This is a genomic window from Arthrobacter russicus (genome assembly GCF_031454135.1).
Classification (GTDB): domain Bacteria; phylum Actinomycetota; class Actinomycetes; order Actinomycetales; family Micrococcaceae; genus Renibacterium; species Renibacterium russicum.
In genome coordinates, this window is record NZ_JAVDQF010000001.1 from 1,638,084 (window position 1) to 1,656,075 (window position 17,992).

The 17,992-nt window shown below is 61.7% G+C and carries 8 protein-coding genes and 2 rRNA genes; 2 read left to right on the top strand and 8 right to left on the bottom strand.

Going from position 1 to position 17,992, the window contains the following annotated elements; genetic code table 11:
* Positions 1 to 32: 32 nt before the first annotated feature.
* Positions 33 to 3,153 (bottom strand): 23S ribosomal RNA (locus JOE69_RS07720).
* 568 nt (positions 3,154 to 3,721) lie between these two features.
* Positions 3,722 to 5,258, bottom strand: a 16S ribosomal RNA gene (locus JOE69_RS07725).
* Together the 16S and 23S rRNA genes form the textbook arrangement of a ribosomal RNA operon.
* A gap of 550 nt (positions 5,259 to 5,808) precedes the next feature.
* On the opposite strand from JOE69_RS07725, the gene JOE69_RS07730 reads away from it, so the two are divergent.
* Both JOE69_RS07730 and JOE69_RS07735 read left to right on the top strand, forming a co-directional pair.
* Entirely contained in the window at positions 5,809 to 5,976 is a 168-nt protein-coding gene (locus JOE69_RS07730) for an epoxide hydrolase N-terminal domain-containing protein (RefSeq protein ID WP_309797512.1), read from the top strand.
* Between the two features lie 86 nt (positions 5,977 to 6,062).
* Positions 6,063 to 6,401 carry an alpha/beta fold hydrolase gene (locus tag JOE69_RS07735; protein ID WP_309797517.1) on the top strand — a complete coding sequence of 113 codons (339 nt, stop codon included), beginning with the start codon at positions 6,063 to 6,065 and terminating at the stop codon, positions 6,399 to 6,401.
* Here the strand turns inward: JOE69_RS07735 and JOE69_RS07740 are convergent.
* The 6 genes from JOE69_RS07740 to JOE69_RS07765 form a co-directional block, all read right to left on the bottom strand.
* The gene (locus JOE69_RS07740) at positions 6,361 to 7,353 is read right to left on the bottom strand and encodes a PLP-dependent cysteine synthase family protein (RefSeq protein ID WP_309797519.1); all 993 of its coding nucleotides are present in this window, start codon (positions 7,351 to 7,353) and stop codon (positions 6,361 to 6,363) included. The two genes, JOE69_RS07735 and JOE69_RS07740, sit on opposite strands and share 41 nt — an antisense overlap.
* Positions 7,350 to 8,861, bottom strand: coding sequence for an aromatic amino acid ammonia-lyase (locus JOE69_RS07745; protein ID WP_309797521.1), 1,512 nt, complete (start codon positions 8,859 to 8,861; stop codon positions 7,350 to 7,352). The genes JOE69_RS07740 and JOE69_RS07745 overlap by 4 nt, the downstream gene beginning before the upstream one ends.
* On the bottom strand, positions 8,861 to 10,156 hold the full coding sequence (locus tag JOE69_RS07750) for an NtaA/DmoA family FMN-dependent monooxygenase (RefSeq protein ID WP_309797523.1): 1,296 nt from the start codon (positions 10,154 to 10,156) through the stop codon (positions 8,861 to 8,863). Before JOE69_RS07750 ends, JOE69_RS07745 begins: the two co-directional genes overlap by 1 nt.
* Positions 10,157 to 10,348: 192 nt before the next feature.
* On the bottom strand, positions 10,349 to 14,047 hold the full coding sequence (gene glgB, locus JOE69_RS07755) for a 1,4-alpha-glucan branching protein GlgB (RefSeq protein ID WP_309797525.1): 3,699 nt from the start codon (positions 14,045 to 14,047) through the stop codon (positions 10,349 to 10,351).
* A complete protein-coding gene (treS, locus tag JOE69_RS07760; protein ID WP_309797527.1) occupies positions 14,047 to 15,894 on the bottom strand; it encodes a maltose alpha-D-glucosyltransferase in 1,848 nt (615 codons plus the stop codon). The genes glgB and treS overlap by 1 nt, the downstream gene beginning before the upstream one ends.
* Positions 15,891 to 17,888 carry an alpha-1,4-glucan--maltose-1-phosphate maltosyltransferase gene (locus tag JOE69_RS07765; protein WP_309801213.1) on the bottom strand — a complete coding sequence of 666 codons (1,998 nt, stop codon included), beginning with the start codon at positions 17,886 to 17,888 and terminating at the stop codon, positions 15,891 to 15,893. The genes treS and JOE69_RS07765 overlap by 4 nt, the downstream gene beginning before the upstream one ends.
* Positions 17,889 to 17,992: the final 104 nt, after the last annotated feature.

Below are 17,992 nucleotides of genomic sequence, written 5' to 3' on the forward strand. Positions count from 1 at the left end.
CCCTTTTGAAGGATGGGTTTACCAGTGAGGTGTGGTTGTAAGTTGTTGGCCTATTAGTACCGGTCAGCTTCACAAGTCGTTAGTCCTTGCTTCCACGTCCGGCCTATCAACCCAGTGGTCTGGCTGGGGGCCTCTCACACATAAAGTGTATGGAAATCTCATCTTGAAGTGGGCTTCCCGCTTAGATGCTTTCAGCGGTTATCCCTTCCGAACGTAGCTAATCAGCGATGCACTTGGCAGTACAACTGACACACCAGAGGTTCGTCCGTCCCGGTCCTCTCGTACTAAGGACAGCTCTTCTCAAATTTCCTGCGCGCGCAGCGGATAGGGACCGAACTGTCTCACGACGTTCTAAACCCAGCTCGCGTACCGCTTTAATGGGCGAACAGCCCAACCCTTGGGACCTACTCCAGCCCCAGGATGCGACGAGCCGACATCGAGGTGCCAAACCATGCCGTCGATATGGACTCTTGGGCAAGATCAGCCTGTTATCCCCGAGGTACCTTTTATCCGTTGAGCGACGGCCATTCCACAATGTGCCGCCGGATCACTAGTCCCGACTTTCGTCCCTGCTCGAGCTGTCGCTCTCACAGTCAAGCTCCCTTGTGCACTTACACTCGTCACCTGATTGCCAACCAGGCTGAGGGAACCTTTGGGCGCCTCCGTTACTTTTTAGGAGGCAACCGCCCCAGTTAAACTACCCATCAGGCACTGTCCCTGACCCGGATTACGGGCCGAAGTTAGGAGTCCCAAGTGGCCAGAGTGGTATTTCAACGATGACTCCACCAACACTGGCGTGTCGGCTTCAAAGTCTCCCACCTATCCTACACAAACCACTTAGAACACCAATACCAAACTATAGTAAAGGTCTCGGGGTCTTTCCGTCCTGCTGCGCGTAACGAGCATCTTTACTCGTAGTGCAATTTCGCCGAGTTTATGGTTGAGACAGCGGGGAAGTCGTTACTCCATTCGTGCAGGTCGGAACTTACCCGACAAGGAATTTCGCTACCTTAGGATGGTTATAGTTACCACCGCCGTTTACTGGGGCTTAAATTCTCAGCTTCGCTCCGAAGAGCTAACCGGTCCTCTTAACCTTCCAGCACCGGGCAGGAGTCAGTCCGTATACATCGTCTTGCGACTTCGCACGGACCTGTGTTTTTAGTAAACAGTCGCTTCCCCCTGGTCTCTGCGGCCCTTGCCCGCTCTACACAGCAAGTGTGTGTCACGGTCCGGGCCCCCCTTCTCCCGAAGTTACGGGGGCATTTTGCCGAGTTCCTTAACCATAATTCTCTCGATCGCCTTAGTATTCTCTACCTGATCACCTGTGTCGGTTTGGGGTACGGGCGGCTGGAACCTCACGTCGATGCTTTTCTTGGCAGCATAGGATCACCGAATTCCCCCGTAAGGGGGTCCCATCACGTCTCAGCCTTAATGTTTCCCGGATTTGCCTAGGAAACGGCCTACCTGCTTAGACCGGGACAACCATCGCCCGGCTCGGCTACCTTCCTGCGTCACACCTGTTAATACGCTTACCTCCCAGGCTCAGGTCCCGCGATCCACAAAAAACCTCACACCACAAGGGTGATCGGTCATGCTTCTGGCGGTTAGTATCACCTGCTCAGTATGGGCGGTTCTTCGCCGGTACGGGAATATCAACCCGTTGTCCATCGACTACGCCTGTCGGCCTCGCCTTAGGTCCCGACTTACCCAGGGCAGATTAGCTTGACCCTGGAACCCTTGATCATTCGGCGGACGGGTTTCTCACCCGTCTTTCGCTACTCATGCCTGCATTCTCACTCGTGTAGGCTCCACCGCTGGTTTACACCGCGACTTCACTGCCCACACGACGCTCCCCTACCACTCCATACGGCTGAACCACGAAGGCTTACCAATATATGAAATCCACAACTTCGGCGGTGTACTTGAGCCCCGCTACATTGTCGGCGCGGAATCACTTGACCAGTGAGCTATTACGCACTCTTTCAAGGGTGGCTGCTTCTAAGCCAACCTCCTGGTTGTCTGAGCAATCCCACATCCTTTCCCACTTAGCACACGCTTAGGGGCCTTAGTTGGTGGTCTGGGCTGTTTCCCTCTCGACTATGAAGCTTATCCCCCACAGTCTCACTGCTGCGCTCTCACTTACCGGCATTCGGAGTTTGGCTGACGTCAGTAACCTTGTAGGGCCCATCGGCCATCCAGTAGCTCTACCTCCAGTAAGAAACACGCAACGCTGCACCTAAATGCATTTCGGGGAGAACCAGCTATCACGGAGTTTGATTGGCCTTTCACCCCTACCCACAGCTCATCCCCTCCATTTTCAACTGAAGTGGGTTCGGTCCTCCACGACGTCTTACCGTCGCTTCAACCTGGCCATGGGTAGATCACTCCGCTTCGGGTCTAGACCCAGCGACTCATTCGCCCTATTCAGACTCGCTTTCGCTACGGCTGCCCCTCACGGGTTAACCTCGCCACTGAGCACTAACTCGCAGGCTCATTCTTCAAAAGGCACGCCGTCACAACTACAAGGTTGCTCCGACGGATTGTAAGCACACGGTTTCAGGTACTATTTCACTCCCCTCCCGGGGTACTTTTCACCTTTCCCTCACGGTACTTGTCCGCTATCGGTCATTAGGGAGTATTTAGGCTTATCAGGTGGTCCTGACAGATTCGCACGGGATTTCTCGGGCCCCGTGCTACTTGGGATACATTCCAGGCGGTGTACAAACATTTCGGTTACGGGGCTTACACCCTCTCTGGCCGGCCTTTCAAGACCGTTCACCTATGCCTACACTCTCACCTCACCAGTCCGGTAGAACTGGAACGGTATGTCCCACAACCCCGACCATGCAACCCCTACCGGGTATCACACATGAACGGTTTAGCCTGATCCGCGTTCGCTCGCCACTACTGACGGAATCACTATTGTTTTCTCTTCCTGTGGGTACTGAGATGTTTCACTTCCCCACGTTCCCTCCACACACCCTATGTGTTCAGATGTGGGTCACTACCCATAACAGGCAGCGGGGTTTCCCCATTCGGACACCCTCGGATCAAAGTTCGGTTATCAACTCCCCGAGGATTATCGCAGATTCCTACGTCCTTCTTCGGCTCCTAATGCCAAGGCATCCACCGTGTGCTCTTAAAAACTTGAACCACAAAAACCAGAGCTAAAACTCGCACCACACCCCGGACACCCCGAAAGATGCCAGACCATGATGCAAAAATTGCTCTAAATGACAAATTGCTTTGTCTTTAAGATGCTCGCGTCCACTATACAGTTCTCAAACAACAACCCCACCCCCACACACAACCCACCCGAATAAACAGGCTTCAACAGATTGATCAGCAGAGAGGGAAAACGAAACAACAAACCCCGCACAACCCCCACCAACACCACCCCAAAAAAGGGCGACACCAGCAAAGACCAGCAGGGCGCCTGTTGCCTCAGGACCCAACAGTGTGTTCTGTAACCCCTAGAACCTCCCAAACCAACCACCGTTCCAACCCCTCCCCGAAGGAAAAAGCGTACTAAGCGACCAACCCGAGAACAATCCCAGAAGCAAAACCTCCACACCAGCAAAACCAGCGCTTCAGTAAAATTTTGTTGATATTCCACCCTTGAGCACCCACCGAGAAACATACGTCCTCGCAATGGGCTTTAACTCCTCACACCCACACCAGAATCCATGCGGAAACCAGCCAGATGTTTGGTGCTCCTTAGAAAGGAGGTGATCCAGCCGCACCTTCCGGTACGGCTACCTTGTTACGACTTAGTCCCAATCGCCAGTCCCACCTTCGACGGCTCCCTCCCACAAGGGGTTAGGCCACCGGCTTCGGGTGTTACCAACTTTCGTGACTTGACGGGCGGTGTGTACAAGGCCCGGGAACGTATTCACCGCAGCGTTGCTGATCTGCGATTACTAGCGACTCCGACTTCATGGGGTCGAGTTGCAGACCCCAATCCGAACTGAGACCGGCTTTTTGGGATTAGCTCCACCTCACAGTATCGCAACCCTTTGTACCGGCCATTGTAGCATGCGTGAAGCCCAAGACATAAGGGGCATGATGATTTGACGTCATCCCCACCTTCCTCCGAGTTGACCCCGGCAGTCTCCTATGAGTCCCCACCATCACGTGCTGGCAACATAGAACGAGGGTTGCGCTCGTTGCGGGACTTAACCCAACATCTCACGACACGAGCTGACGACAACCATGCACCACCTGTAAACCGACCACAAGTGGGGGACGTATTTCTACGCCTTTCCGGTTCATGTCAAGCCTTGGTAAGGTTCTTCGCGTTGCATCGAATTAATCCGCATGCTCCGCCGCTTGTGCGGGCCCCCGTCAATTTCTTTGAGTTTTAGCCTTGCGGCCGTACTCCCCAGGCGGGGCACTTAATGCGTTAGCTACGGCGCGGAAAACGTGGAATGTCCCCCACACCTAGTGCCCAACGTTTACGGCATGGACTACCAGGGTATCTAATCCTGTTCGCTCCCCATGCTTTCGCTCCTCAGCGTCAGTTAATGCCCAGAGACCTGCCTTCGCCATCGGTGTTCCTCCTGATATCTGCGCATTCCACCGCTACACCAGGAATTCCAGTCTCCCCTACATCACTCTAGTCTGCCCGTACCCACCGCAGATCCGGAGTTGAGCCCCGGACTTTCACGACAGACGCGACAAACCGCCTACGAGCTCTTTACGCCCAATAATTCCGGATAACGCTTGCACCCTACGTATTACCGCGGCTGCTGGCACGTAGTTAGCCGGTGCTTCTTCTGCAAGTACCCTCAACACCACAAAAATGATGCCTTGTTCCCTACTGAAAGAGGTTTACAACCCGAAGGCCGTCGTCCCTCACGCGGCGTCGCTGCATCAGGCTTTCGCCCATTGTGCAATATTCCCCACTGCTGCCTCCCGTAGGAGTCTGGGCCGTGTCTCAGTCCCAGTGTGGCCGGTCACCCTCTCAGGCCGGCTACCCGTCGTCGCCTTGGTGAGCCATTACCTCACCAACAAGCTGATAGGCCGCGAGTCCATCCAAAACCGCAAAAACTTTCCACCCCCACACCATGCGATGAGAGGTCGTATCCAGTATTAGACCCAGTTTCCCAGGCTTATCCCGAAGTCAAGGGCAGGTTACTCACGTGTTACTCACCCGTTCGCCACTAATCCCCCGTGCAAGCACAGGTTCATCGTTCGACTTGCATGTGTTAAGCACGCCGCCAGCGTTCATCCTGAGCCAGAATCAAACTCTCCGTAAAATTCATTACAAAAAACTCTTTCCCAGCATCAACCCACAACTTGCCACACGGGGTGTGACAACCATGAGCAAATACCAAAAAACAAAACAATTGGTATCAACAAAAAACAAAACACACTATTGAGTTCTCAAACAACAGACTGCTTCCGAAGCCGTTTTACCGGCCGCCGGAGCAACTTTTCTAGCTTACTCTTCTCAGTTCTCGGTGTCAAATCCGCGTTTTCGTCGTGATTTTCGGCCGAGTTCCAAGCTTACGTCCCGACCCCCGAAAGTGCCAAATCGTAAGATTTTCGTGCCTCGCGAACCGTCGGTTTTCAGCCGTTTTCGTTCACTTGGCGCGGGATAAAACTCTACCACCATGATCCGGTGATGACAAACTCCGGCCTGCGAGCAGGCTCAGATCCGCTTGTTTTCGGGGTTTTCGGCCGAGTGTCGGAGCCCGGACACCCCGCCTCGGGCAGCAAGCAGTCCGGTTCCGGATCCAGCACCGATGCCGACTCCGTTTTGCCTTTAGGACTAAAAGTGACCGCAAGACATTGCAGACTGATTCCATGACGAACATTCAGCCCTACACCGTGCACATCGCCCAGCAAGAGCTCGACGACCTGAGCCAACGGCTCCGTTCTGCCCGGCTCCCGCACACCCTGCCCGGCGACGACTGGGACACCGGGATCGCGAGTTCGGCTACCTCGCAATCCAGTCCACCCGGCCCGGTCTGATCGGAACCGCGTTGACGGATTCCCCGGTGGGGTAGCTGGCCTGGATCCTGGACAAACTGCGCGCCTGGACCCATCCGCTCGAGGCAATGCCCGACGTCGTCCTCGGCCTGGACTGGGTGCTGGCCAATGTTTCGCTCTACTGGTTCAACCGTTCGGCCGGATCGGCCGCCTACACCGGCTATGCCTCCGCCCCGCTGTGGGGCGTCGCGCCGCCGAATTCGGGAGTGCCGACCGCGGCGATCCAGTTCGCCCACGATATCGGGATCCGCAGCCACGCCGAACGCAGCAATACGATCGTCCGCTGGACCGACGTGCCCGAGCGCGGCGGACATTTCGCAGCGCTCGAAGAACCGGAGCTGCTCGTCGCCGATGTGCGCGCCTTCATCAACGGGCTGGAACCGGCAACGGCGGCAGACCGGAACTGAGCTGGAGGCCTTGGGCGGCGAGCCAGTCGCGGTCATACGCTTTGCTGGCATAGTTCTGACCGGTGTCCGGAGCAATCGCCACTACGAGCGAGCCAATCGGTGCAGCGTCGGCGACCCGCCGGGCCGCGGCAACCGCCAAGCCGGATGATGGCCCCAGGCAGAGACCCTGGCTCTGCTGCAGGAAATGCAGCGTCGCGTAGCATTCCGCATCGTCGACCACCTGGAAGCCGTCCACGACCGCCGGATCGAAGGTGCTCGGCCAACACTCGGGCGGCCAAGTGTTCCCTACCCCGTCGACGATGATCCGCCCGGCCGGAGCGCCCGAATAGACCGAGCCGGCCGGATCGGCAGCGTGCACCCGAACCGCGCCCCGGCTCGCCTCTTTGAAGTAGCGGCCGGCCCCGCTGATCGTGCCTCCGGTCCCGACCGAAGCCACGAAGTGAGTGAGCGCTCCGCCGGTTTGCCGCCAGATCTCCGGACCGGTCCCGCGGTAATGCGCTTGGGGATTGGCCTGGTTGTCGAACTGCTGCGGCCACCAGCTGCCCGGGATCGACGCGGCGATCCGTTCGGCAACCGTCCGGGGGTTGTCTGGCGACTCCGGAGCCGCCTCCCAATCGGCGAATTCCACCCGAGCGCCGTAGCCGCGGATCGCCTCGACCTTTTCCGCCGACGTACTCTGACCGACCACGATCACCACCGGATGCCCGGTCCGGGAGCCGATCAGAGCCAGACCCACTCCGGTGTTTCCGGAACTGCTCTCCACGATGGTCGCCCCGGCGCGCAGTTCGCCGCTGGCCTCGGCCGCCCGGACCATGGCAAGCGCAGTCCGGTCCTTGATCGAGCCACCGGGATTCAACGATTCGAGCTTCAGCAGGACGCGATTGCGGACTCCCAGCCCGTGCAACTGGACCAAGGGGGTGTTCCCGACCGCAGCCAATACCGGATCATTCATGGCCGGCTCCAGAGCAGTTGCCCGGCCCGCAGGATCAGCTCTGCGGCCGGAAGCCGCTCGTCGAGCAGCGTGGACAATGCCTGGTGGATGGCTCCGGCGGCTTCGCCCAGCGGGCGCGACCGCAGGGTTTCCGAGCCAAGCAGGTAAACCGCGGTCAGAGCTTCGATGACAAGCAACTCGACACTGAGTTCAATCGAGCGTTCAAGCTGCTGCAAGGCCAAGGGTGCCAACGTCGAGTGGTCCTCCACATCCGCGGACAGGGTTGGCGCGCCCAGCGTCACCGGCTGGGCAAGCGCCTTGAGTTCTGCCAGCAGCGCCGCCGCCGAATACCAGAGCAACCCCGGGAATCCGTCGTCCTCCGGAGTGGATTCCGCAGCGGCCAACCGCGCCTGGCGCAATTCCCGTTGCGCCGGGAAAAGTTTGGCGATCCTCCGCTCGCTGATATGGCCGAGGTGCGCCAATCCGAGGCGCAGCCCCTCGAAGGCCAGAGCGAGCTCGGTGATCTGGAAGTTCCCGCCGGACACCAGGCGGCCGCTGGGCGCATCGACCAGTGGGTTTTCGCCGCGTCCGTCCAACTCCGCTTGGAGCGCAGCGGCCAGGATCCCGGTCTGTGCCCGCACGGCACCGTGGGTCTGCGGCGCCGACCGGAAGGAAAGCGGGTCTTGGACTCCGCCGTCCCGGCCCGGCTGGGCCAACCAGCTGCCGCGCAACAATTCCTGGATTCGGGAAATGCTCTCGGCCAAACCGCGGCTGCCCTTCGCCTGCGCGATGATCGGCGAATAGGCGTCGAGCTGGGCAGCACCGCCGAGCCTTCCGATCGCCTCGAGTGAAAGCACCAAAGCCGTGTCGGCGAGCTCGACGAGCCGGTGCAATTTGTCGAGCTGCAGAACCCCTACGCCCACCGTGTAGGAGTTCGCGCTGACCAAGGCCAGGCCTTCCAGCCCCTGCAGCACCAGCGGCTCGATGCCTGCGCCGGCGAGCGCTTCAGCCCCGGCGACCAAGTTCCCGGCCTGGTCATGGGCTTGTCCCTCGCCGATCGCCACACTGGCGACGGCGGCCAACGCGGTCAGGTCCGAGGACCCCACCGAGCCGGTTCTCGGGATCGCCGGAAGGATCCCCTGGTTCAGCAGCTGCCGGTAGAATTCGACGGTTTCAGCCCGGACCCCGGATCCGCCTCTGGCGAATCCGATCAGCCGGGACAGCAGGACTGCCCGGGTTTGCCCGGCAGCCAGGAATTCACCGATTCCACTGGCGTGATAGCGCACCAGCTGAACCTGGAAGGCCAGGATTTTCGAAGCCTCGACCGGAGTGTTCCGCCCGGAGCCGAGCAAGGTGTTCAGACCATAGACCGGCTGCCCGGCCGCTGCCGCGGCATCGACCAGATCACGGGAATCCCGGACCTGCTGCCAAGCCTCCTCGGTCACTTCGACCACGGTGGCCGGTTCCAGTGCCGCGGCAGCGAAATCGGCCAGTGCGATCGACCCGGTCCCAATGCTGAAGCCGGGCATCAGAAGTCCCGCAGGTTCGAGCGGAGACCGCCGTCGCCATAGCTGCTCCGGAGCAAGCCGCGATGCCGCAGCACCGGGGCCAACCGGTCGAGCACGCCGTGGACCGTGGCCGGGTCGACGAAACCGGAGAGCAGGAATCCGTCTCCGCCCACGGCTTCCGCACTGGCTTCGAAGTAGTCTGCGATCTCTTCGGCGGTGCCGATGATGCTGTCCCCGGCCCCGCCGCTGCGGCGCTGCAGGATTTCGCGCAGTGTGGCGCCGTCCGGAGCCGACGAGGTGAAGTGCGCCAAAGTCCCGCGATTGCTGTTCGTGCTCAGTGCCGGAAGCGGTTGGTCGAGATCGAACTTCCGGAAATCGATCCCGGAAAGATAAGAGATCGAATTCAGCTGGCTGTCGATGTCCCGCCGGCTGAGGTTTTTGCGGCTTTCGCGCAGTTCCTGAGCCTCGGCCCGGGAACCGACCACGGTCGGCTTGGTGACGAACAGGACTTTGACTTCGTCCGGGTCCCGACCGGCCCGAACGGCTTCCGCCCGCACGCTGTCCCGATACCCGCGCATCCCGTCCACTCCCCGGGCAAGCGCCAGGGCGACATCCGCATTGGCGCCCGCAAAGGCCTTGCCGCGCGGCGAAGCCCCGGCCTGGACCAGAACCGGCTCCTCCGGCAGCGGCGCGGTGTTCAACGGACCGCGGACCGCGAAGAACTCGCCGCGATGATCGATCGGGGCGACCTTCCGGTGATCCGCGTATCGGCCGGCGGCGACATCTTCGAGCACCGCGTCTGGCGCCCAGCTGCGCCAGAGCTTGCGCACCACGTCGACGAACTCCTCGGCCTTCGCATACCGCCGGTCGTGTTCTATCTGCTGGTCCAAGCCGTAGTTCTGCGCTGCCAAGTCGCTGCCCGAGGTGACCACGTTCCAACCGAGTTGCCGTTGCGAGAAATGCTGCAGCGTCGCCAGTAATCTGGCTGCGGTGAACGGCGGATAGAACGAAGCGCTGACCGTGGGCACCACGCCGAGGTTCTCGGTTGCCGAAAGCAAGTACGGGACCAAGGCCAACGGGTCGTGCTTCGGCGCGAACGATGCCTGCGCCAGGGAAACCTCCGCGCTGCCACCGTAGGTGTCCGGGACGGTGAGCGAGTCCTCGATGATGAACAAGTCCAAACCGGAGCGTTCGAAAAGCCGGGCCGCAGCTTGGTAGATCTGCGGCTGCTTCCAGTCATATCCCTGGGCATAGCCGGGCGTGCCCCAGCCCTGGACACCGAAACCATGGCCCACGAACCATCCGAAATGCAACATGGCTCGACCCTAGGGGGTTGCCGGGCCGCCGTCGTACTCGGCCGTCACGACGGTTCACGGTACTTCACCGTCCGTCGCAGAACGTCACCTTCCGTCACCCGAGAACGTCGTTTCAGATAGCTGTTTGCTTTTTAGATTGCGTTTTGACGGGCAAAAAACTATCCAAAAGACAGGCGACTATCTGAAACCGGGTCAGGACTCGGGGACCAAATATAGGGTTCCGAGCGGCGGCAAAGTGAGCACCGCGGACGCCGTTTTGCCGTCCCACGGTTCGGGCCCGGCCAGCACGGACCCGCCATTGCCCACCCCGGAGCCACCGTATTCCTGGGCATCGGTATTGAGCACTTCCCGCCACCGGCCTGCGGACGGCAAGCCGAGCCGGTAGTCGTGGTGCGGTGCGCCGGAGAAGTTCACCACGCAGACCAGCGGTTTGCCCTGCCGGTCCCGGCGGATGAAGGAGAGCACATTGCGGTCGGCGTCGCTCGCGTTGATCCACTCGAAACCGCTGCCGGAGTTGTCCTGTTCCCACAGCGCCGGCGTCGCCCGATAGGTCTCATTGAGCTGCCGGACCAGCAACTGCATGCCGCGGTGCGGCGGCATGTCGGCCAGCCACCAGTCCAAGCCGTGCTGTTCGCTCCATTCGGCTTCCTGACCGAACTCAGTGCCCATGAAAATCAGCTGTTTGCCCGGGTGCGCCCACTGCCAGGCCAGGAAGGCCCGCAGATTGGCCAATTGCTGCCAGCGGTCGCCCGGCATCTTTCGCAACATCGATCCTTTGCCGTGCACCACCTCGTCATGGCTGATCGGCAGCAGGAAATTCTCGGTGAACGCGTAGGCCAGCGAAAAAGTCGCGGTGTCATGATGCCATTTGCGGTTGATTGGGTCTTCGGCGATATAAGTCAGGGAGTCGTGCATCCAACCCATGTTCCACTTCAGGCCGAAGCCCAGACCGCTCTGGTCGGTGGGCGCGGTGACCCCGGGGAACGCCGTCGATTCCTCCGCGATCATCACCACCCCGCCGGAACGTTTGTAGGCGGTGGCATTGACTTCCTGCAAGAAGGAAATCGCTTCCAAGTTCTCCCGCCCACCCCAGCGGTTCGGCGCCCACTCACCGGCTTCGCGCGAATAGTCGAGGTAGAGCATCGAAGCCACCGCGTCCACCCGCAAGCCGTCGACATGGAATTCCTCGAACCAGTACAGCGCATTGGCGGTCAGGAAGTTCCGGACTTCGGACCGGCCGAAATCGAAAATCAGGGTCCCCCAGTCCGGATGCTCGCCCAACCGCGGGTCGGAGTGCTCGTACAACGGTCCGCCGTCGAACCTGGCCAAAGCCCATTCGTCCTTGGGGAAATGCGCCGGCACCCAATCCACGATCACGCCGATCCCGGCGCCGTGCAGCGCATCCACCAGATACCGGAACTCATCCGGGTGGCCGAACCGCGAGGTGGGCGCGAAGTAGGAGGTCACCTGGTAGCCCCAGGAACCGCCGAACGGATGCTCGGCCACCGGCATGAACTCGACATGCGTGAATCCCAGCCACTGCACGTACTCGACGAGCTCCCGGGAAAGGTCCAGATAGCTCAATCCGGGACGCCAAGACCCCAGATGCACTTCGTAGACGCTCATCGGCGAATTGTGCGGATCGATGCCGCCCCGCTGCGCCATCCAGTCCGCGTCCTGGAACTCGTAGCTGGAGGCGGTGACTTTCGACGCCGTCAACGGCGGCACTTCGGTGCCGAACGCCATGGGATCGGCTTTGTCCTGCCAGATCCCGGCTTTGCCGAGGATCTCGAATTTGTAGCGGCTGCCGGCCTGCGCCTCCGGAATGAAAATCTCCCAGACCCCGGAGGAACCGAGCGAGCGCATGGCATGGCCACGGCCGTCCCAGCCGTTGAAATCCGCCTTGACCCGGACTGCCTGGGCATTCGGCGCCCAGACCGCGAAGCTCACGCCGTGCACTTCGCCGAGCACTGAGGGGTAGCTGCGCGGATGCGCGCCGAGCACTTTCCAGAGCTCCTCGTGCCGGCCTTCGCCGATCAGATGCAAATCGACCTCGCCCAGGGTGGGCAGGAATCGGTAGGGATCGTCGCTCAGCACGTTCGCGCCGTCTGCGTAGCGGGCCTCGATCCGGAAATCCGGGACCTGGCCCGGTTCCTCGGCGTCCAGGACGGCAACCCACACGCCGCCGAATTCGTGCCGCATCGGCACCGTTCCGCCGGCGGTCCGCACCGAAACCGCCTCGGCCAGATGCCGCAAGGCCCGGACGGTCACGCGCCCGTGGTCGTCCGGGTGGGCGCCCAGGACCGAGTGCGGATCGTGGTGCAGGCCCGCGGAGAGCTTGGCGAGTTCGTTCGGGCTGGCCGGAATCGGGCTGGGCCCGGGATGCCGGATCTCATCGGGTGCCATCGGGCTCTCGCTTTCCTCGGAATCCAGGGACCTGAGCAAACGCTGCACGGCGTTCACCGGCACATGCAACCAGCTGGGCCGGTTCCGCAGTTCGTACACCACTTCGTAGAGGGCTTTGTCCAGCCACAATGCGAGGAACAGCGGGGAGTTCTGTTCGATCCGGCCGCGATCCGCGCAATAGGCACGCAAGAATGCAGTGCTGGTCCGTTCCGCCCATTCGCCGTGTTGCTGGCCGGCGGTGGCTGCCGCATAGTCGATCGATCGGAGCATACCCACCACATCGCGCAATGGGATGTCCGGCGAGGAGCGTTCGGCGACCGGGCGCAACGGCTCGCCTTCGAAATCCAAAACGAACCAGCGCAGCCCGGTTTCCCGGGTGCCGGTACGGATCAATTGGCCCAGATGCAAGTCACCGTGGATCCGTTGCAAGCTGGCGACTTCCCGGACCTCCATCAAGTCCGCCAGGATCTGCTCGATCTGCTCCTGATAAGGCCCGACGACGGCGCCGGCCTGGTCCCAGGCCCACCGGACGCGGCCGGCGAGCGCGCCGAGGAATTCCAGCCGGGCGGCCGGGTCGAGTGCGGTTTCGCCCAGCGCGCCGCGCATGGCCGAATGCAGCCGGGCGGTGAGCGAGCCGAGCAGCTCCGCATCCACGCTGAAATCCGCGGAACCCGGCTGCCCGGCGGTTTCCGCCTGGCCGCCGGCGCTGGAGGCGCTGGCGACGGCCAAATCCCAACCGTCCTCGGCCTCCGGGACCAATTGGTGCAGCACGCTCAGGCTGCCGAAGTCCTCCGGCCGCACCGGGGCTCCTTCGGCAGCCCAGGAATCCGACCAAACGGCCTGCAGCCAACCGTGCAGCGCAGGGGTCTCCGCCGAGCCGGCGGCAGTCAAGGCGCGGCCGACCTCGATGTCCGGATTCACCCCGTAGTTCAGCACCCGGAAGAACTTCACGATCACCGGGAACCCATGGCCCCGCACGATCACCGAGCTGTTCGACTGTTCGCTGCTGATCGGCCGGATCCTGGCGATCTTGCCGGTTTCGTACCCGGCCCGGAACTCGGCCGAGGCGTAGCTCGAAATGCCTTCGGTCTCCGCGCTGTGCTCGGCTTGCATGAATTCGAGCCAAGCCGCGATGAACACCGGATCGTGCACCGCGTCGTAGATCCACCGGGTACCCAACTCCGGATGCTCCGCCGAGCCCAGCAGGAACCCTTCGGCATCGGGCAGGGGCGCTGAACGGTAGCTCAACGGAATCTGCAGCACATCGGTGCGGCCGTCGGAGTCGACCGCGACCAAATGGACTTCCAATCCCGGCACCTCGCCGGTCAGGCCAACCGGGGCCGCGAGGGTGAAACCGCCCACCCGGCGCAGCCGCACCCCGTCCGATCCCCCGGCCTGTGCCGGCTGGTTTTTCGCCGGGAACCAACGCCGGCCGGGCAACCAGGCTTGCAGCAGTTCGGGGATCGTCGGAGTGCGGCTCGGCATCAGGGCATGGACCTCTCTTGGTTCGAAGCCTCGGTCACCGGAATCTGTCCGGTCGCCGGCACTGTCGACGGCGACGGTTCCGCCGGCGGGCCGGCCACCAACGGCATCGGCTGGGTCAACGGCGAGGCCAGATTCGAATTCGCCGAACGCAATCGCAACCAGAAGAAATCATGGCTGCCCAAGGTCAGGGTGAGCAGGCCGTCCTCGCCCACGGTCGGGAACACGGTGCCACCGAAGACATCGCGCAGACCGCGGCCGGCGTATTGCGGAAGCCGGAGCTGCGTGGCCACCGGGTGCTGCGAGAGGTTGAACACGCACAGCATGCTTTCGGCCAGCTCGCCTTCCGGGTTGTATTCCGGCAGCTCGCGCAAAAAGGCCAGCACCGAATCCGCGCTGGCTTCCACGTTCTGGTAGCCGCCCAGGCCGAACGCCAAGTGCGCCTTGCGCACGCTCAGAATCTGCCGGGTCCAGTTCAACAACGAGGCCGAATGCGCTTGCTGCGCTTCCACATTGACCTGGTTGAAGTGGTAGACCAAGGACTGCACGACCGGAAGATAGAGCTTTCCGGGGTCCGCATTCGAGAACCCGGCGTTGCGGTCAGGCGTCCATTGCATCGGCGTGCGGACCGAATCGCGGTCCAGGAGCCAGATGTTTTCGCCCATGCCGATTTCATCGCCGTAGTAGAGGAACGGGCTCCCGGGCAAGGCCAGCAGGAGCGCGTTGATCAGCTCGAGTTCGGCCCGCGAGTTGTCCAGCAAGGGCGCCAGCCGACGCCGGATGCCGACGTTCGCCCGCATCCGGGAATCCGGTGCATACCAGCCCAGCATCGCTTCGCGTTCCGCCGGAGTGACCATTTCCAAGGTCAGCTCATCGTGGTTGCGCAGGAAAGTGCCCCATTGCGCCCCTGCCGGGATCGCCGGAGTGTCCTTCATGGTTTCGATGATCGGTGCGGCCTTCTGGTCGCGCAGCGCGTAGAACAACCGGGGCATGATCGGGAAGTGGAATGCCATGTGGCATTCAGGCTCGGCGGCGGTGCCGAAATACTCGACAACTTCGCCCGGAGGCTGATTCGCCTCGGCGATGATCACCCGTCCGGGGTACTCCTGGTCCACCATCGCGCGCAGGTCCCGGAGGAAGTCATGGGTTCCGGGCAGGTTCTCGCAATTGGTGCCTTCTTCTTCGAACAGATAAGGAATCGCGTCCGCCCGGAAACCGTCGATGCCCTGGTCCAGCCAGAACCGGACCACATCGAAGATCGCCTCGACGACCTTGGGGTTTTCGAAATTGAGATCCGGCTGGTGGCTGAAGAAGCGGTGCCAGAAGAACTGCCTGCGGATCGGGTCGAAGGTCCAGTTGGACTCTTCGGTGTCGATGAAGATGATCCGCGCGTCCTGGTATTTCTCGTCGGTGTCGCTCCACACGTAGAAATCTCCGTACGGGCCCTCCGGGTCTTCACGGGAGGCCTGGAACCAGGCGTGCTGGTCCGAGGTGTGGTTCAGCGGCAGGTCGATGATCACCCGCACGCCGCGGGCGTGCGCCTCGGCGACCAGGCGTTGGAAGTCGGAAAGCGTGCCGAACTCATCCAGCACCTGGTAGTAATCCGAGATGTCGTAACCGCCGTCGCGCAGCGGGGACTGGAAGAACGGCGGCACCCAGAGGCAGTCGACGCCCAGCCATTGCAAGTAGTCCAGGCGCTCGATCAAGCCGGAGAAATCACCCGAGCCGTCCCCGTTGTTGTCATGGAACGCACGTACCAGCACCTCGTAGAAAACGGCTTTGCGGTACCAATGCGGATCATGCTGTAGCCCGGGGGCATTCATGTTGAAGTGCCCGGAGGAAATGCTCATTCAGACCGCCTTAGGTGCAGGATATGGGCCGGCTCGAGATGTGCGTCCAAGCGCACATAATTCTCATCCCGCCACTGCCAGCTCTGACCGGTGATGAGCTCGTCCACCGTGAAACTCCCGTCCGCGTTGAATTCTTCGATGCCAAGCGCGGCCAAGTCGAGATAGACGACGCCTTCGCGCACACTGTGCGGGTCCACGTTGACGACGACGATGATGGTGTCTGAGCCGGATTCCATCTGGGTTTTCGTTTTGCTGAACGCAACTGTAGCGGGATCGGAAGTCCGGTGCACAGTCAGGTTCGCCAGCTCCAGCAGGGCCGGATGCTCCCGGCGGATCTGGTTCAGTTTCGCGATGAACGGTGCGAGCGAGCGGCCGGCCTTTTCCGCGCCGGCGAAGTCCCGGGCTTTGTATTCGTATTTTTCGTTGTCGAGGTACTCTTCGGCACCCGGCCTGGCCACGTGCTCGTAGAGTTCGTAGCCGGCGTACATGCCCCATAGTGGGCTGCCCATGGCGGCGAGCACCGCCCGGATCTTGAACGCGGCCGGCCCGCCGTATTGCAGGTACTCGGTCAAGATGTCAGGGGTGTTGACGAAGAAATTGGGCCGGTAGAACGACGCCGTCTCGTGGCTGATTTCGTGCAAATAGGCTTCGATTTCGGCCTTGTCATTGCGCCAGGTGAAGTAGCTGTAGGACTGCTGGAAGCCGGCTTTGCCCAAGGCGTGCATCACTGCGGGCCGGGTGAACGCTTCGGCCAGGAACACCACCTCCGGGTGTTTCTTGTTCACCTTGGCGATCAACCACTGCCAGAACCAGAGCGGCTTGGTGTGCGGGTTGTCCACTCGGAAAATCTTGACGCCGTGGCTGATCCACAGCTGGACGATCCGCAGCACTTCTTTGGCCAGTCCGTCCGGGTCATTGTCGAAATTGATCGGATAGATGTCCTGGTACTTTTTGGGCGGGTTCTCCGCATAGGCGATGCTGCCGTCGATCCGGGTGGTGAACCATTCCGGATGCTCGGTGGCCCACGGGTGGTCCGGTGCTGCCTGCAGCGCCAAATCCAAGGCGACCTCGAGCCCCAATTCGGCGGCCCGGGCGACGAAGTCATCGAAATCCTGGAAACTGCCGAGGTCCGGGTGGATCGCGTCATGTCCGCCGGCCGCGGAACCGATCGCCCACGGTGAGCCCGGGTCTGCCGGGCCGGCCACCAGCGAATTGTTCGGGCCTTTCCGGTTCACTTCGCCGATCGGGTGGATCGGCGGCAGGTAAATCACGTCGAAACCCATCTCGGCGACCCGGTCCAAGCTGTGTTTCGCGGTCCGGAAGTTTCCGCTGGTCCATTCCCCGGTCTCCGGATGCTGCTGCGCGCCTTCGGAACGCGGGAAAAATTCGTACCAGGCGCCGCGCCCGGCCGCGTCGCGCTCCACTTTGACCGGATAGCGGCGGCTGACCGTCACCAGGTCTTTGATCGGCCGGCGCCCGACGGCGGCTCGCACCGACTCGTCCAGACCTGCAGCCAAGCGCTCCGGAACCGGTGCAGCGGTATCCGCCAACCCTGTGGCAGCGGCCGCGAGTGCTTGCCGGTCCGCGCGGGTCCGTGCCGGGTCTTCGGCAGCGTCGGCGAGCAACGCCCCGCCTTCGGCGAGCATCACCGCTACGTCCACTCCGGCCGCGATTTTCAGCTGGGCGTGATGCGCCCAAGTGGCGTACAGATCTCCGAACGCCTCGATTTCGAAGCTCCACTGACCGGGTTTGTCCGCGATCAGCTGCCCGGCCCAACGGTCTCCGGGCCGAGCTTGCAGGGTGACCCGCTGCCGCTCCCTGCCTTTGCTGTCGTAGAGCACCGCTTCGACGCCGATCAAGTCGTGGCCCTCGCGGAAGACCGTCGCGGCGACCTCCAACAGCCCGCCCGGCACGGACTTCGCCGGGATCCGCCCGTCCTCGAGCACCGGATGCACGGCGCTGATCGGGATCCGACCGATGCTGGACTCGGCCATGGTTTTGGCGGGCTTCGGTGAAGCTGGTCTGAGCACTGGCGTTCCGGACTGCTTCGCGGCGGCGAAGGTGCTTGCGCGGGGCGTCGGCTGCTCAGTAGTCACAA

What these genes read in the sequence shown, in the direction of transcription:
- JOE69_RS07730 (WP_309797512.1), top strand. Translation starts at nt 5,809, where the DNA reads ATGACGAACATTCAGCCCTACACCGTGCACATCGCCCAGCAAGAGCTC.
- treS (WP_309797527.1), bottom strand. Translation starts at nt 15,894, where the DNA reads ATGAGCATTTCCTCCGGGCACTTCAACATGAATGCCCCCGGGCTACAG.
- JOE69_RS07735 (WP_309797517.1), top strand. Translation starts at nt 6,063, where the DNA reads ATGCCCGACGTCGTCCTCGGCCTGGACTGGGTGCTGGCCAATGTTTCG.
- JOE69_RS07750 (WP_309797523.1), bottom strand. Translation starts at nt 10,156, where the DNA reads ATGTTGCATTTCGGATGGTTCGTGGGCCATGGTTTCGGTGTCCAGGGC.
- JOE69_RS07745 (WP_309797521.1), bottom strand. Translation starts at nt 8,861, where the DNA reads ATGCCCGGCTTCAGCATTGGGACCGGGTCGATCGCACTGGCCGATTTC.
- JOE69_RS07765 (WP_309801213.1), bottom strand. Translation starts at nt 17,888, where the DNA reads ATGGCCGAGTCCAGCATCGGTCGGATCCCGATCAGCGCCGTGCATCCG.
- JOE69_RS07740 (WP_309797519.1), bottom strand. Translation starts at nt 7,353, where the DNA reads ATGAATGATCCGGTATTGGCTGCGGTCGGGAACACCCCCTTGGTCCAG.
- glgB (WP_309797525.1), bottom strand. Translation starts at nt 14,047, where the DNA reads ATGCCGAGCCGCACTCCGACGATCCCCGAACTGCTGCAAGCCTGGTTG.